Source organism: Glycomyces sp. MUSA5-2 (assembly GCF_037034145.1).
Lineage (GTDB): Bacteria > Actinomycetota > Actinomycetes > Mycobacteriales > Micromonosporaceae > Glycomyces > Glycomyces artemisiae.
This window is the reverse complement of sequence record NZ_JBAGKG010000006.1, coordinates 69,413-83,863: the sequence shown is the minus strand read 5'-3', so window position 1 is coordinate 83,863 and position 14,451 is coordinate 69,413. Positions and strand designations below refer to the sequence as shown.

Sequence of the window (14,451 nt, the reverse complement as noted above, 5' to 3'; positions counted from 1 at the left end):
TCAGGACGGGCGCTCGGCCTCGGCGCGCTTGAGGCGCTCCATGCGGTCGATCATGCGCTCCGAGACGACCTCCTCGGCGGTGACGGCGTACCCGTAGTGGTCGCGCCAGTCGCCGTCGATGTACAGGTACCGCTTGTGGAGGCCCTCGCGGCGCAGGCCGAGCTTCTCGGCGACGCGGTTCGACGGCCCGTTCTCGGGGCGGATGTTCACTTCGATGCGGTGCAGGCGGCCCACCGTGAGCGCGTGGTCGACGACGAGCGCGAGCGCGGTCGCGGTGATGTTGCGCCCGGCGTGGCCGCGGTCGATCCAGTAGCCCGCGTAGGCGGAGCCGAAGGCGCGGCGCACGATGTTGCCGACGGTGAGGCCGCCGACGAGCTTGCCGTCCCAGCAGACCGCGAGGGGCCAGCTGGTGCCGTCCTTGATCGAGCGTTTCAGGCCGCGGAGCATCGCGCGGAACGCGGCGGGCGAGTGGGCTTCGTGCCAGGTGGTGCCGGTGCCGGGCTCCCAGGGGGCGAGCCAGGCCTCGTTGGCGCGGCGCAGTTCGGACCAGCGGTTCGCGTCGGAGCGGCGGAAGGGCCTGACGCTCACCTGCTCGTGTTCGAGGTGCACCGGCCATCCGGGGTTGGAAAGGGTCATCGGTCTGGGTCCAACTGCGTTCGTGGGACGGTCATCGGGGGCCGTCCGGCTGGATGTCGGTGTGGGTCATCGGTTCCTGTCGAGCAGGAGCACGTCCACCGTGGACCCGGCGGGCACCCGGGTCGCGTTCTCGCCGATCGTCATCAGGCCGGTGGCCTCGGCGAGACCGGAGAGCGTGTATGAAGCGGCACCGAGCGGTGCGACGGTGTAGCCGCCGCCGCGGCGCTCGGCGACGCGGACGGGGCGGAATTCCCTGAGTCCGCTCGGTGAGGATACGGGCTCGGTCAGGTTGGCGCGCACGCTGGGCCGGAAAACCGGCTCCGCGCCCGCGAGCCGCTGGATGAGCGGGCGGGCGACGACCTCGAACGCGATGGTCGCGGCGACCGGGTCGCCGGGGAGGCACACGACGGGGACCTCCTCGGGGCCGATCGTGCCGAACCCCATGGTCTCGCAGAGGTACACGGCGATCGGCGTGAAGTCGACGGCGCCGTCGCGCGAGAACGTGCGGCGGACCATGTCGCCGGGGCCGGTGCCGGTGCCGCCGGTGGTGATGACGAGGTCGGCGCGCAGGATCTGGTCGTCGAGGACCGAGCGGAGCGCGTCGGGCTCGTCGTCGCAGATGCCGACGCGGTAGGCGTGGGCGCCCGCTTCGGAGGCGGCGGCGGTGACGAGGTGGGAGTTGACGTCGATGAGCTGGCCGGGCTGGGAGGGGCGGCCGGTGTCGACGAGTTCGTCGCCGGTGGCGATGACGACGACGCGCGGCGTGGGCCGCACGACGACGTCGGCGATCCCGGCGGCGGCGAGGAGGCCCACGAGCTGCGGGGTGACGCGGCGGCCCTCGTGGGCGAGGATCTCGCCCGAGGAGCGCTCGGATCCCATGCGGCGCACGCCGTGCCCGCGCCGGGGCGCCTGGCGGACGTCGACGGTGGCCATGCCCTCGTCGGTCCACGCGAGCGGGACCACTATGTCGGCGCCCACCGGGAGCGCCGCGCCCGCGGCGACCGAGAAGCACGTGCCCGCGACCAGGCGCACCGGGCGCCACGAGGACGCGGCGAGGTCGCCGAGGACCTTCAGGCCGACCCCGCGCTCGGGGCTGGCTCCGGCGATGTCGTCGGCCGCGCAGGCGTAGCCGTCGATCGCGGCGTAGTCGAAGGCGGGGAGCGGCCCGGGGTTGACCGCGTTCTCGGCGAGGACCGACCCGGTCGACTGGGTCATGTCGATGTCGACCGGGGGCAGGGGTCGGACGAGCGCCAGCGCCTTCGACAGGAAGTCGGCCAATGGCGTCGCGTCGCCGGTCCCCATCTCTCCTCATCCCCCCGTCGGTCAGAAACTCGAAATGCGCCGCCTGGCGGCGGTGCGGTCAGTCCAGTGTCGCACTGAATTCGCGCAGCCAGGCGTTGAAGCCGGGCAAGTCGTCCCGTCGGCTGGCGAGCTCGACGAGGGTCTGGAGGTACTCGACGGGCTGGCCGGTGTCGTAGCGGCGGCCGCGGAGGATGACGGCGTGGACGGGGGTTCCGTTGGCGCGCATGGCGTCCATGGCGTCGGTGAGTTGGATTTCGCCGCCGCTGCCGGGCTCGGTGCGGTCGAGTTCGGCGAAGATCGCGCCGGGCAGGACGTAGCGTCCGATGAGGATGAGATTCGACGGCGCGTCCTCGCGGGCGGGCTTCTCGACCATTCCGGTGACTTCGACGATGTCGGGCGTGTCGGTGGTGCGGACCGAGGCGACGCCGTACCGGGAGACCTCGGACTCGGGGACTTCGAGGAGCGCGAGGACGATGCCGCCGGTGTCGGACTGGAGGTCGATCATGCGCGGGAGGAGCTTGTCGTCGACGTCGTAGAACTCGTCGCCGAGGAGGACCGCGAACGGCTCGTCGCCGACGTGGGCGGCGGCGCGGCCGACGGCGTGGCCGAGGCCCTTGGCGCGGCCCTGGCGGATGGCGTGGACCTCGGCGATCCGCTCGGGGGCCTTGACGGCTTCGATGAGGTCGTGCTTTCCCTTGGCGGCGAGGGCCTCTTCGAGGTCGGGGCGCACGTCGAAGTAGTCGGTGATGGCGTCCTTGCCGCGGGCGGTGACCATGGCGATGTCGTCGAGGCCGGCGGCGGCGGCCTCCTCCACGATGTACTGGAGGACCGGCGTGTCGACGATGGGCAGCAGCTCCTTGGGGACCGCCTTCGTCACCGGCAGGAAGCGGGTGGCGTTGCCCGCCACGGGAATGACGGCTTTCGTGGCGCGGGGCGCAGATTCTGGCATATGGCGAGGGTATCGCGGGCACGCTCCGTCAGGTTCCGGCCACCCTGGAGAACAGCGGGTGAACGGTCCTCATACGGGCGCGACTCGCCACGTATCCCTTCCGGCGGCTTTCGCGGCGTAGAGGGCCTCGTCGGCTGCCGCGAGGACCTCGCCGGCGGTGTCGGCGTGCTCGCCGAGGACGGCGACGCCGATGGAGACGGTGACGCGCAGTTCGCGGCCGCCGGAGGCGTCGTTGACTTTGAAGGGGCGGGCGGCGACGGAGCGGCCGAGGCGCTCGGCGACCGCGGTAGCGCCCGCCGCGTCGGTCTCGGGGAGCAGGACCATGAACTCCTCGCCGCCGTGGCGGAACGCGAGGTCCACTTCGCGGATCTGGCCGGTGATGCGGCGCGCGAGCTCGGTGAGGACCTGGTCGCCGACGGGGTGCCCGTACGTGTCGTTGACGGTCTTGAAGCGGTCGAGGTCGATCGCCAGGAGCGCGGAGGGCCGGTGGTAGCGGCGCGAGCGCTCCGCTTCGCGGCGCAGCGAGGTCTGCATGAACCGGTAGTTCCACAGGCCCGTGAGCGGGTCGGTGAGGCTGAGGCGCTGGGCCTGGCGGTGCAGGAGCACGTTCTCGACGGCGACGGAGGCCTGCCCGGCGAAGGTGCGGAGCGTGTCGACGTCGCCGGGCTCGAAGTCGTCCCCCGCGATCCGGTTGTAGAGGACGAGGACGCCGAGGACCCCGGACTCGGTGCGCGGGGCGCCCGGGTCGTCGGACTCGGCGGGGGCGCGGCCCTCGAAGGGGACGGCGACGATCGAGCGGGCGTCGGGTTCGGTGTCGGCGCGGCGGCGGCCCTCGAAGCGGCCGTCGGTGATGCGCCCGTGCGCGGGCGCGCCGGAGGCGGCGATGGACCCGATGATGCCTTCGCCGAGGCGGATCGTCGCGGGCTGGTCGATGCCGAGGTCCCCTTCGCCCGCGCGCTGGCGCAGCTGGTCGGCGTCGTCGACGTCCACGAGCATGACGACCCCGGCCTCGGCGCCCGCGGTGACCATCGCGGTGTCGAGGATGACCTCCAGGATGCGGTCGAGGTCGAGGGTCGCGGTGAGGGTCTGGCCGAGGCGGCCGAGCTGGCCGCGCATCTGGTCGCGGGAGGCGGTCAGGGCGTTCACGTACGCCTGGGTCTGCGCGGTCATGCGGTTGAACGCGAGCGCGAGGTGGGCGACCTCGTCGCGGCCGTGGACGGGCACGCGCACGTCGAGGTCGCCTTCGGAGACGCGCTCGGCGGCGTCGGCGAGCTCGTGGAGGGGCCGGGTCGTGGAGCGGGCGAGCCACGCGGCCAGGCCCACGGCGCACAGGCCGGAAGCGGCGACCATCGCGGCGAGGGTCCAGTACATGGGGGTGACGCTCGTGGCGACCGTGCCGATGCTGAGCGGCAGGAACAGGTCGGTGTCGTCCCAGCGGCCCGCGTCGACGCCGCCGACGCGCATGGGGTCGGCGCGGCCGTCGAGGAGGACCAGCTCGGCGTCGGCGACGCGCGCGATGCGGGAGAGGAACTCCTGGTCGACGATGCGGAAGGCGCTGAAGACCGCGGTGGTGCCGTCGGCGTTCTGGACTTCGGCCTGGGCGCCGAGGGCCACGATCGGGCCGGTCCCGGCGTAGGCGGCGGCCTCGCCGCAGTCGACCCAGGCGCCGTCGGGGGCGGGCGCGCCGATGTCGGGGCCCGCGGTGGAGCCGGCGTCCTGGAGGCCGGTGAAGACGACGCCGTCGACCACTTTGCGGTCGACCACGAGCTGGGCCATTTCCAGCGCGTCGTCGTTGCCGCCGCTACTGTGGCTGAGGGCCACGACCGCGGCCGAGGCCTGGATGCGCTCGCAGATCGTGCCGAGGGTGGAGTCGACCGACGTCACCGCCGAGGAGGCCAGGGCCTCGCCGCGGGAGTCCGCCAGGTGGGACATGACGGCAGCGACGAAGACGGCCCCCACCAGGACCGGCCCGAGCACGACGACGAGGAACGCCGTGGTGAGCCGTGAGCGCAGCGACACCGAAGCCCCCTCAAGTTCACTCCCTTAGAAGACTACCTAGAGCTACCGACCGGACACGACAAGGCATCCGGTTTATCGTCACTCTGGCTGAATGGACGAGTGTGATCGCCTGTTCGGGGGAATCCTTCCAGGTGACATATGACGACGGAGGGAAATCGCATGCAAGAGAGCAAGCAGAACGCGCGCCGCGCGCTCCTGGCCGCGCGCACGGCGATGCCGGGCGCGGCCCGCGCCGCCGCCGATGTCGCGACGTGGAAGGCGTTGCGGGACTTCCTCATCGAGGCGGTCGACGAGGGCGCGACGGTCGCCGCGTACCGGCCGTTCGGCGCCGAGCCGGGCTGCACGCTCGAACCCGAACTGCCCGAACGGCTCGCGGTGGTCTACCGCGTGATGCTGCCGGTGCTGCTGCCGGACAAGGACCTCGACTGGGCCGTGGTCGGCGGCGAGGGGACGCCGCAGGAGCCCGGGCGCATCGAGGACGCCGCGGCCGTCATCGTCCCCGGCGTCGCCGTCTCACTGGACGGGACGAGGCTGGGCCGCGGCGGCGGCTCGTACGACCGGGCCCTGGCGAAGGTCGGCCCCGACGTGCCGGTGGTGGCGCTGCTGCGCGACGGCGAGTTCGGGCCGCAGGTCCCCGCCGAGCCGCACGACCGGCCCGTCACGGGCGTGGTGACGCCCGCGAGGGGATTCGTGTCACTGCGGTAGTGGCCGCCGCCTCACGGGCGAGAGGGATGGAATTAGCAGTCTCCTGCGTTGACTGCTAATGTCGATCGGGTCCCGTGTGAAGTCCCTGGAGGTTGGACGTGCCTGTCTACGAATACCGCTGCAAGGAGTGCGGTTACGAGTTCGACAAACACCAGTCGTTCTCCGAAGCGCGGCTGACGGACTGCCCGAGCTGCGAGGCCAAGGGCGCGCTGCGCAAGGTCTTCGGGAACGTCGGCGTCACCTTCAAGGGCAGCGGTTTCTACCGGACCGACTCGCGGTCCACGGACTCCTCGTCGCTCGGCTCGAACGGGTCGAAGAACGGCGCGAAGAAGAGCGAGTCGAAGTCCGAGGGGACGGCCAAGAAGGCCGAGTCGAAGCCCGCGAAGAAGTCGGACTCCGCGAAGGCAGCCTAGAACAGAGTTTTCATCCGGTGCCCGGTCGCTTTATGCGGCCGGGCACCGGTGCGTTCAGAGCGCGAGCGCCACGGCGGTCGTGAGGACCAGCTGCGCCAGCGCGACCGGCACGAGGCCCTTCCAGCAGAGGGCCTGGATCTGGTCGACGCGCAGGCGGGGCCAGGCGACGCGGAGCCAGATGACGACGGCGGCGAGCGCGCCGGTCTTCAGGAGCGTCCAGAGCCAGCCGAGGGAGTCGGGGCCGGGGCCCTTCCAGCCGCCGAGGAACAGCACCGCGGTGAGCGCGGAGATGACGACGATGCCGACGTACTCGGCGAGGAGCAGCAGCGCGAAGCGGAGCCCGGCGTACTCGGTGAGGTAGCCGAAGACGAGCTCGGAGTCGGCGACGGGCGCGTCGAACGGGGGGCGGCGGATCTCGGCGAGACCGGCAGTGAAGAACACGAGCGCCGCGGGGGCCTGCCACAGGAGCCACCAGGGGTTCCAGGCGTCGACGATCGCGGGCAGGCTGAGGGTCCCGGCGGCGACGGCGACCGAGGCGGCGGCGAGGACCAGCGGGAGCTCGTAGGCCATGAGCTGCGCGGCGCCGCGAAGCGCGCCCACGAGCGTGTACTTGTTCGCGGAGGACCACCCCGCCATGAGGACCGCGAGGACGCCGACGCCGACGAGCGCCACGACCACGAAGAGCCCCATGTCGAGCGAGGAGCCGACGAGGTCGCCGGGGCCGAGCGGGATGAACAGGATGACCAGGAGGTAGGGCAGGAGGGCGACTGCGGGCGCGAGCTTGAAGACGGGCTTGTCGGCGGCGTCGGGGACGAGGTCCTCCTTCTGCGCGAACTTGACGCCGTCGGCGATGAGCTGGGCCCAGCCGTGGAAGCGCCCGGCGTGCATGGGGCCGAGGCGGCCCTGCATGTGCGCCATGAGCTTGTGCTCGGTCTGGCCGACCACGAGGGGCAGGACGAGGAACGCGGCGAGGACCGCGACGACTTTCACCGCGATCTCAAGCGCCATCTCGGATCCAGTCGTCGGGGACGCCGGGGGGCTTCTTCGGGGCGCGTTTGCGGGCGGCGCCGTGGCCTTCGCCGGGCTCCTTCGCGCCGGGCCAGGGCTTGACGACGCGGGCGGCGAGCACGAAGTCCTTGCGGAGCGGGTGGCCCTCGAACTCGGGGGCGAGGAGCAGCGGAGCGGGGTTGGGGTGGCCGGGGAAGTCGAGGCCGAACATCTCGCGGGTCTCGCGCTCGTGCCAGTCCGCGCCGGGGTAGAGGTCGGTGACCGTGGGCGCGGACGGTTCGGTGAGGAGCGCGCGGAGGAGGACGCCGCGCTTCTCGGCGATGGACCAGAGGTGGGCCACGAGCCGGAAGCCTTCGGGGCCTTCATCGACGGCCGAGAGCCAGTCGAAGAAGTCGCAGCCGAGGACGTCGCGGCAGATGCGGACCGACTCGTGCCAGTCGCCGGGGGCGACGTCGGCGACGGCGCGGGCCCCGTCAGCGGTGGTCTCGGCGACGCCGAGGGCCTCGCGCGCGCGGTCGTCCCAGGTCATTCGGGCCTCCGCAGCAGCGGGCGGAGGCTGGGCTTGCGGAGGGGTGCGGCGCCGATCTGCTTCTGGAGCTCGCCGATGCCGTGCAGGAGCGCTTCGGGGCGGGGTGGGCAGCCGGGGATGTAGACGTCGACCGGGATGATCTGGTCGACCCCTTTGGTGACGCAGTAGGAGTCCCAGTAGGGGCCGCCGGAGTTCGAGCACGCGCCGAAGGAGATGACGTACTTCGGCTCGGGCATCTGGTCGTAGAGGCGCTTGATCGCCGGGGCCATCTTGTCGGTGACCGTGCCGGACACGACCATGAGGTCCGCTTGGCGCGGCGAGTGCGCGAAGGGGATCACGCCCAGGCGCATGAAGTCGTGGCGGCTCATCGAAGCGGCGATGAACTCGATCGCGCAGCACGCGAGGCCGAAGTTGAAGACCCACAGGGAATAGCGGCGGCCCCAGTTGAGGACGAACCTAATCGGCTCGCCGACGATCCCGGCGCCTTCACCGGGCCGGGCGGGGAACGGGAGTTTCACCGCCACCGCAGGACCCCCTTGCGCCAGGCGTAGGCGAGGCCGAGGGCGAGGACGCCGACGAACACGCCCATCTCGACGGCCGCCGCGGCCCCGAAGGCGCGGAAGACCGCGGCCCACGGGAACAGGAACACGGCCTCGACCGCGAAGAGCACGAACAGGAACGCGTACACGTAGTACCGGATCTGGACCTGCGCCCAGTCCTTCCCGACCGGGTCCACGCCGCACTCGTACGTGGAGCCCTTGGCCTTGGACGGGGCGCTCGGGCGCAGGACCGCGTTCGCCGCCATCGCCGCGGCCACGAACGCGAAGCCGGCCAGCAGCAGGACGCCGAAGACGGCGTAGTCGCCCAGGCGCGAGGTGTCCATAGCCACACCCTAATGCCGTGAAGGGGTCCGGCGATACCCATGCGGGGCGGGTTTGGAGGAGGAACGGCGCTGGGCGATGGCGCGGACGGAGCGCGGCCTCCGCGGATATCCGATGTGCACGCCGCAACCGAGCGGCACTCACACACGTGTTGAAGCTGTACACCCGCGAAAGCAAGAAGAAGCTGACACTTCGGAAGGGGGTCACGGCCCGTGACCGCTGCCGGCGCACCGACGATCCGCCCCGCGCTCGACGTCGGCACCCTCGACGCCGAGTTCGCAGAGGTCGTCGGCGGACTCGCGCACAGCGTCCGCCGGGGACCCCGCGGAACCGCCGCCGACAGTATTGTCGACATGGCGACCCCCCCTCGTGTCTCCGAGCGCGCCAAAGCGACAATGGTTGCCGCCGGGCACGAGCATCAGGGCCCGTTGAATGCCCTAGTTTCCCCTACCTGCGCAGGAGCGGATGTGCGAACGGAGGCGGAGTTCACCGACCTCTACGAGAGCCACTTCTCGGAGCTCGCCGCACAGGTGTGCGCTTATCTCGGGGACGCCACCGAGGCGCAGGACCTCGTCCAGGAGGCATTCCTGCGGGCGTGGCAGCGCTGGGACAAGGTCGGCGGGTACGAGGAGCCGGTCGCGTGGGTGCGCCGCGTCGCGTGGAACCTCGCCACCAGCCGCCACCGCCGCAACCAGGTGGCGCGCAAGTTCCTCCAGAAGTCGCAGGCCCCCGAGCCCGCGCCCGCCGCGAGCCCCGACCACGTCGCGCTCGTCGCCGCGCTCAAGCAGGTCCCGGCCAAGCGCCGCCAGGCCCTCGTCATGCACTACATGGCGGACATGACGATCAGCGCGATCGCCGCGGAGACCGGCGCCCGCGAGGGCACCGTCAAGTCCTGGCTCCACCGCGGCCGCAAGGAGCTCGCCGCGCTCCTCGCCGACCGGAACGACGACACCGCCGCCATCCGGACCACCGCCCTCAAGGCCGGGTCCGACAACGGGACCGACCCCGACACCATGCCGATCCGCATCCGCCGCGGCGCCCGGGTGCCCCGCCCCGCCGCCCGCCGATCTTCCGTGAAGGAGGACCGCTCATGAGTTCCGATTTCGATCGCGACCACGAGACGGTCGCGGCGGCGTTCCGGAGCCTCAAGGCGGAGTCCGCCGCGCAGTTCCCGCCCCCGCCGGTCGACGAGCTCATCATGCGCGGCCCGGCCGCCCTGCGGCGCAGGCGCCTCGTGTCGCTCGCCGCGGTCGTCGGCGCGTGCACCGCGGTCACCGCGGGCGGCTTCGCCGTCGCGCAGACCCTCGGGCCGCTCAAGGACGAACCGGACACCACCGGGTCCGCGAACGGGCCCGTCTCGAACACCGAGTCCGACGAGGACCCCTCGGCGTCGCCGGGCGGGCCCGCCAGCGGCGGCGTCGACGACGGCGAGGCGACCACGTTCGCGCCGTCCCCGCCCGCCGACGACATCGAGGCGCTCCTGATCCAGGGGCCCTTCACGGGCGACTGGGCCGAGGAGTGCGGGCCGGGCCTCCAGGACGCGGACTTCGAATCCTGGGAGATCACCGGGGACGCCGGCTGGAGCATCGCGTTCGCCGCCGAAGGGGACGTGGACCTCGACGGCGAGAAGGACACGCTCCTCGCGCTCACGTGCGGCGAGCAGACCGGCGTCGCCGCGTTCGCCGCCGCCGAGGACGAGGAGGGCGCTCCGGTGCTCGCGTCCTTCGGATGGGTCTGGCAGCCCGACGGCGAGCACGAGCCGGAGTCGGTCGCCGTCGCCGAGAACGGCGTCGTGACGGTCACGGGAGTGGACGCCGAGGACGCTCCGCTGACCGTGTCGTTCGCGTGGGACCCCGAGGAGCTGGTGTTCGCGCCCGTCGACGACGGCGACAGCGCCGAGCCGACCGAGGACGCCGGATCGACCTCCTCGACCCCGACCGAGACGCCCACGAGCGACGCCGCGACGTCCGGGACGACGGGCGCGAGCGGGTCCTGAAAGGCCCTCCTGCGAGGCCCCCTCGCGACTCCCGGCGTGTCGCCCGCGTCCAGCATCCGGGACGGCGTCCGTCGATGGGATCACCGCCGCGGACAGCCGAAACGAGAGGTCCAGGTCACTGAAACGGGCCGCGGTTCCCATACAGTGAGAGGTATCGCACCGAGTGGTGTCGCCTACATCGCGCCCGCCGCGCTGGGTTGGCACCGCCGCCGCGCGCCCGCGTAGCATCGCAAGTAAGACATGGCGGGGAACCGCCGTTGCAGCGGCGGAGCCCGTCTCCGCCGGGACCGAAGCCGCAGCCCCTGCGCGCCCCAGCAAGAGGAGAACTAGGTGAACACCGTCCGGCAGCTCGACCGGGTCGTCATCCGCTTCGCTGGGGACTCCGGCGACGGCATGCAGCTCACCGGCGACCGCTTCACCGCGGAGACCGCCAAGCTCGGCAACGACCTGTCGACCCTCCCGAACTACCCCGCCGAGATCCGGGCGCCCGCCGGGACCCTCCCGGGCGTGTCGAGCTTCCAGATCCACTTCGCGGACACCGACATCCTCACCCCGGGCGACCAGCCCGAGGTGCTCATCGCGATGAACCCGGCCGCGCTCAAGGCGAACCTGCGGGACCTCAAGCCCGGCGGCACCATCGTCGTGAACACCGACGAGTTCACCAAGCGGAACCTCACCAAGGTCGGCTACGACGAGAACCCGCTCGAAGACGGGTCCCTCGACGACTACCAGGTGTACCCGGTGGCCCTCGCGACCCTCACGATCGGCGCGCTCGCCGAGCACGAGGTGTCGAAGAAGGACGCCGAGCGGTCCAAGAACATGTTCGCGCTGGGCCTGGTGTCGTGGATGTACTCGCGGCCCACCGAGGCCACCGAGGAGTTCCTCCGCGGCAAGTTCAAGGCCAAGCCCGTGATCGCCGAGGCCAACATCGCGGCCCTCAAGGCCGGGTGGAACTACGGCGAGACCGCCGAGGCGTTCGCCGTCAGGTTCGAGATCCCGCCGGCGAAGCTCGCCGCCGGGACCTACCGGAACATCACCGGGAACACCGCGCTCGCGTGGGGCATCACCGCCTCCGGCGTCGCGTCGGGCCTGCCGGTGTTCCTCGGCGCGTACCCGATCACCCCGGCCAGCGACATCCTCCACGAGCTGTCGAAGCACAAGCGGTTCGGCGTCACGACCGTGCAGGCCGAGGACGAGATCGCCGCGGTCGGCGCGGCCCTGGGCGCGTCCTACGGCGGCGCGCTCGGCGTCACCACGTCCTCGGGCCCCGGCATCGCGCTCAAGTCCGAGACGATCTCGCTCGCGGTGTCCCTGGAGCTGCCGCTCGTCGTCGTCGACGTGCAGCGCGCCGGGCCCTCGACGGGCATGCCGACCAAGACCGAGCAGGCCGACCTCGTGATGGCCATGTTCGGCCGCCACGGCGAGGCCCCCATCGCGGTCCTCGCGCCGCAGTCCCCGTCGGACTGCTTCGACATCATGCTGGAGGCGGCGCGGATCGCGCTGACCTACCGGACGCCCGTCATGGTCCTCTCGGACGGGTACATCGCCAACGGCGCCGAGCCGTGGAAGCTGCCGGAGCTCGCGGACCTGCCCGACCTGTCGGTGGAGTTCGCGACCGAGCCGAACGCCGTGGACGCCAAGGGCGAGGAGATCTTCCTGCCGTTCCAGCGCGACCCCGAGACGCTCGCGCGGCCGTGGGCCGTGCCCGGCACGCCCGGCCTCCAGCACCGCATCGGCGGCATCGAGAAGGCCGACGGCACCGGCGACATCTCCTACGACCCGATCAACCACGACCACATGGTGCGCACCCGCGCCGCGAAGATCGCGGGCGTCGAGGTCCCGGACCTGGAAGTGGACGACCCGACGGGCGACGCGAACGTGCTCGTCCTCGGATGGGGCTCCACGTGGGGCCCGATCGGGGCGGCCGTGCGGTCCCTGCGCGAGAAGGGCGTCTCCATCGCCCGCGCGCACCTGCGCTACCTGAACCCGATGCCGCGCAACACGGCCCGCGTGCTCGAACAGTACGACAAGGTCGTCGTCCCGGAGATGAACCTCGGGCAGCTCGCGCTGCTGCTGCGCGGCAACTTCCCCGGAACCGACGTGGTCGGCTACAACAAGGTGCGCGGCCTGCCGTTCACCTCCAACGAACTGACGGACGCCCTGGAGGAGGTCATCAAGAATGGCTGACGCGGTGAAGCTGGACGCCCCCAAGCTGAAGGCCAAGGACTTCAAGTCGAGCCAGGAGGTGCGCTGGTGCCCCGGGTGCGGCGACTACGCCATCCTGGCCGCGGTCCAGTCGTTCCTGCCCGAGCTGGGCCTGGAGCGCGAGAACATCGCGTTCGTGTCCGGCATCGGGTGCTCCTCGCGGTTCCCGTACTACCTGAACACGTACGGCGTCCACTCGATCCACGGCCGCGCCCCGGCCATCGCCACGGGCCTGGCGGTCTCCCGCCCGGACCTGTCGGTGTGGGTCGTCACCGGCGACGGCGACGCGCTGTCGATCGGCGGCAACCACCTCATCCACGCGCTGCGCCGCAACGTGAACCTGAAGATCCTGCTGTTCAACAACCGGATCTACGGGCTCACCAAGGGCCAGTACTCCCCCACGTCGGAGCCGGGCAAGCTCACGAAGTCGAGCCCGATGGGCTCGGTCGACGCGCCGTTCAACCCGCTGTCGCTGGCGCTGGGCTCGGAGGCCACGTTCGTGGCCCGGACCCTGGACTCGGACCGGGCGCACCTGCACGAGGTGCTGCGCGCCGCCGCCGAGCACGAGGGGTCGGCGTTCGTGGAGATCTACCAGAACTGCCCGATCTTCAACGACAACGCGTTCGAGATCCTGAAGAACCCGGAGACCCGCGACGAGGCGATCATCCGCCTCAAGGACGGCGAGCCGATCCGCTTCGGCGACAAGGTCGTCGTGCAGTCCGGGTACGGGCTCCAGGTGAAGGACGCGGCCGAGGTCGACGAGTCCGAGGTCGTGGTGCACAAGGCCGATGTGGAGGACCCGGCGTACGCGTTCGCGCTGTCGCGCCTGTCCGGCATCGCGCTCGACCACACCCCGATCGGCGTGTTCCGCTCCGTCAAGCGGCCCACGTACGACAAGGGCGTGCGCACGCAGGTCGACGAGGCCGCGGCCGGAGTCGACCGCAAGGAGGCCCTGGACCGGCTGCTGCACGGCGGGGACACCTGGACCGTGCTGTAAGGCGTGCATGGGAACGGCCGGGCCCGCGGGCCCGGCCGTTTCGCGTTCCCAAGCGTCGCTAGACGAGGGGCTGGAGTTCGGCGGCGGCTTCGCGCAGGCGCGCGGACATGGGCGTCCAGGACTCGCTGATGTCGCTGAGCGGCATGGCGACCGCGAAGACCACGCGCTCGGAGGGGCTGCCGTCGCGGCGGACCACGACCCCGGCGCACGCGACGTCGGCCTTGAACTGGCCGAGCTCGGCATAGACGCCGGACTCGTCGCCGACGGCGAGGTCGTGCTCGAACGCGTCGGGCTCGACGAGCGTGCGGCCGGTGAAGCGGCGCATGCCCGCGGCGCGCAGGAAGCGGGCGCGGTCGTCGGGGCGCAGGGTCGCGAGGAGGGCCTTGCCGAGGGCGGTGGCGTGGGCGCCGTCGTCGAAGCCGACGATGAGGTCCTCCACGTGCGGGCTGCGGTTGCCCTCGATGACCTCGGTGACCGCCGGGCGGTCCTCCACGAAGCGGGCCACGAACGTCGAGTAGCCGGTCTCCGCGGAGACCTTCCGCATGTAGTCGCCGCAGGTCTTCGGGCCCGCGATGGCGCGCGTCAGCTCGGAGTAGCGGTCGGAGACCTCCAGGCCGAGCGAGTAGCGGCCCTCGCCGTCGCGGCGCAGGTAGCCCTCGTAGACGAGGGTCCGCAGGAGGTTGTAGGCGGTGGCGCGGTTGAGGCCGCACTCGAAGGCGATGCGCGGGGCCGAGACGCCGTCGGCGTGGCGGCCCACCAGCTCCATGATGCGCAGTGCGCGCTGGACGCTCTGGATCAATTTGGTCGGTTC

Annotated in this window: 15 protein-coding genes; 6 read left to right on the top strand and 9 right to left on the bottom strand. The window is 71.8% G+C overall.

What is annotated here, in order from left to right; all coding sequences use genetic code 11:
* The 4 genes from WA640_RS19330 to WA640_RS19315 form a co-directional block, all read right to left on the bottom strand.
* Positions 1–636 carry a GNAT family N-acetyltransferase gene (locus WA640_RS19330; protein WP_106363296.1) on the bottom strand — a complete coding sequence of 212 codons (636 nt, stop codon included), beginning with the start codon at positions 634–636 and terminating at the stop codon, positions 1–3.
* Positions 637–702: 66 nt separating this feature from the next.
* Positions 703–1,938 (bottom strand): molybdopterin molybdotransferase MoeA, encoded by a 1,236-nt coding sequence (locus WA640_RS19325; RefSeq protein ID WP_106363295.1) that lies wholly within the window; start codon positions 1,936–1,938, stop codon positions 703–705.
* A gap of 58 nt (positions 1,939–1,996) precedes the next feature.
* Entirely contained in the window at positions 1,997–2,887 is an 891-nt protein-coding gene (locus tag WA640_RS19320) for a UTP--glucose-1-phosphate uridylyltransferase (protein WP_335989767.1), read from the bottom strand.
* Between the two features lie 69 nt (positions 2,888–2,956).
* Complete coding sequence (locus WA640_RS19315; protein ID WP_335989764.1) at positions 2,957–4,906, bottom strand: diguanylate cyclase; 1,950 nt, start codon at positions 4,904–4,906, stop codon at positions 2,957–2,959.
* Between the two features lie 159 nt (positions 4,907–5,065).
* On the opposite strand from WA640_RS19315, the gene WA640_RS19310 reads away from it, so the two are divergent.
* Both WA640_RS19310 and WA640_RS19305 read left to right on the top strand, forming a co-directional pair.
* On the top strand, positions 5,066–5,611 hold the full coding sequence (locus WA640_RS19310) for a 5-formyltetrahydrofolate cyclo-ligase (RefSeq protein ID WP_335989761.1): 546 nt from the start codon (positions 5,066–5,068) through the stop codon (positions 5,609–5,611).
* 98 nt (positions 5,612–5,709) lie between these two features.
* Positions 5,710–6,024, top strand: a complete 315-nt coding sequence (locus WA640_RS19305; protein WP_106363291.1) for an FmdB family zinc ribbon protein — start codon at positions 5,710–5,712, stop codon at positions 6,022–6,024.
* A gap of 54 nt (positions 6,025–6,078) precedes the next feature.
* Here the strand turns inward: WA640_RS19305 and WA640_RS19300 are convergent, their stop codons facing one another.
* From WA640_RS19300 to WA640_RS19285, 4 genes are read right to left on the bottom strand one after another with little or no spacing between them, the layout of a single operon-like run.
* Positions 6,079–7,032, bottom strand: coding sequence for a complex I subunit 1/NuoH family protein (locus tag WA640_RS19300; protein WP_335989758.1), 954 nt, complete (start codon positions 7,030–7,032; stop codon positions 6,079–6,081).
* Positions 7,022–7,561, bottom strand: a complete 540-nt coding sequence (locus WA640_RS19295; RefSeq protein WP_335989756.1) for an NADH-quinone oxidoreductase subunit C — start codon at positions 7,559–7,561, stop codon at positions 7,022–7,024. The genes WA640_RS19300 and WA640_RS19295 overlap by 11 nt, the downstream gene beginning before the upstream one ends.
* Complete coding sequence (locus WA640_RS19290) at positions 7,558–8,037, bottom strand: NADH-quinone oxidoreductase subunit B (protein WP_106363446.1); 480 nt, start codon at positions 8,035–8,037, stop codon at positions 7,558–7,560. The genes WA640_RS19295 and WA640_RS19290 overlap by 4 nt, the downstream gene beginning before the upstream one ends.
* Positions 8,038–8,075: 38 nt before the next feature.
* A complete protein-coding gene (locus WA640_RS19285) occupies positions 8,076–8,444 on the bottom strand; it encodes an NADH-quinone oxidoreductase subunit A (protein ID WP_106363286.1) in 369 nt (122 codons plus the stop codon).
* Between the two features lie 465 nt (positions 8,445–8,909).
* On the opposite strand from WA640_RS19285, the gene WA640_RS19280 reads away from it, so the two are divergent.
* From WA640_RS19280 to WA640_RS19265, 4 genes are all read left to right on the top strand, one after another.
* Complete coding sequence (locus WA640_RS19280; RefSeq protein ID WP_335989752.1) at positions 8,910–9,536, top strand: RNA polymerase sigma factor; 627 nt, start codon at positions 8,910–8,912, stop codon at positions 9,534–9,536.
* Positions 9,533–10,438, top strand: coding sequence for a hypothetical protein (locus tag WA640_RS19275; protein ID WP_335989750.1), 906 nt, complete (start codon positions 9,533–9,535; stop codon positions 10,436–10,438). The genes WA640_RS19280 and WA640_RS19275 overlap by 4 nt, the downstream gene beginning before the upstream one ends.
* A 330-nt stretch (positions 10,439–10,768) precedes the next feature.
* A complete protein-coding gene (locus WA640_RS19270; protein WP_106363284.1) occupies positions 10,769–12,625 on the top strand; it encodes a 2-oxoacid:acceptor oxidoreductase subunit alpha in 1,857 nt (618 codons plus the stop codon).
* Positions 12,618–13,640, top strand: coding sequence for a 2-oxoacid:ferredoxin oxidoreductase subunit beta (locus tag WA640_RS19265; protein ID WP_335989749.1), 1,023 nt, complete (start codon positions 12,618–12,620; stop codon positions 13,638–13,640). The genes WA640_RS19270 and WA640_RS19265 overlap by 8 nt, the downstream gene beginning before the upstream one ends.
* A gap of 58 nt (positions 13,641–13,698) precedes the next feature.
* On the opposite strand, the gene WA640_RS19260 is transcribed toward WA640_RS19265, so the two are convergent.
* Entirely contained in the window at positions 13,699–14,439 is a 741-nt protein-coding gene (locus WA640_RS19260) for an IclR family transcriptional regulator (RefSeq protein WP_245888917.1), read from the bottom strand.
* Positions 14,440–14,451 lie beyond the last annotated feature (12 nt).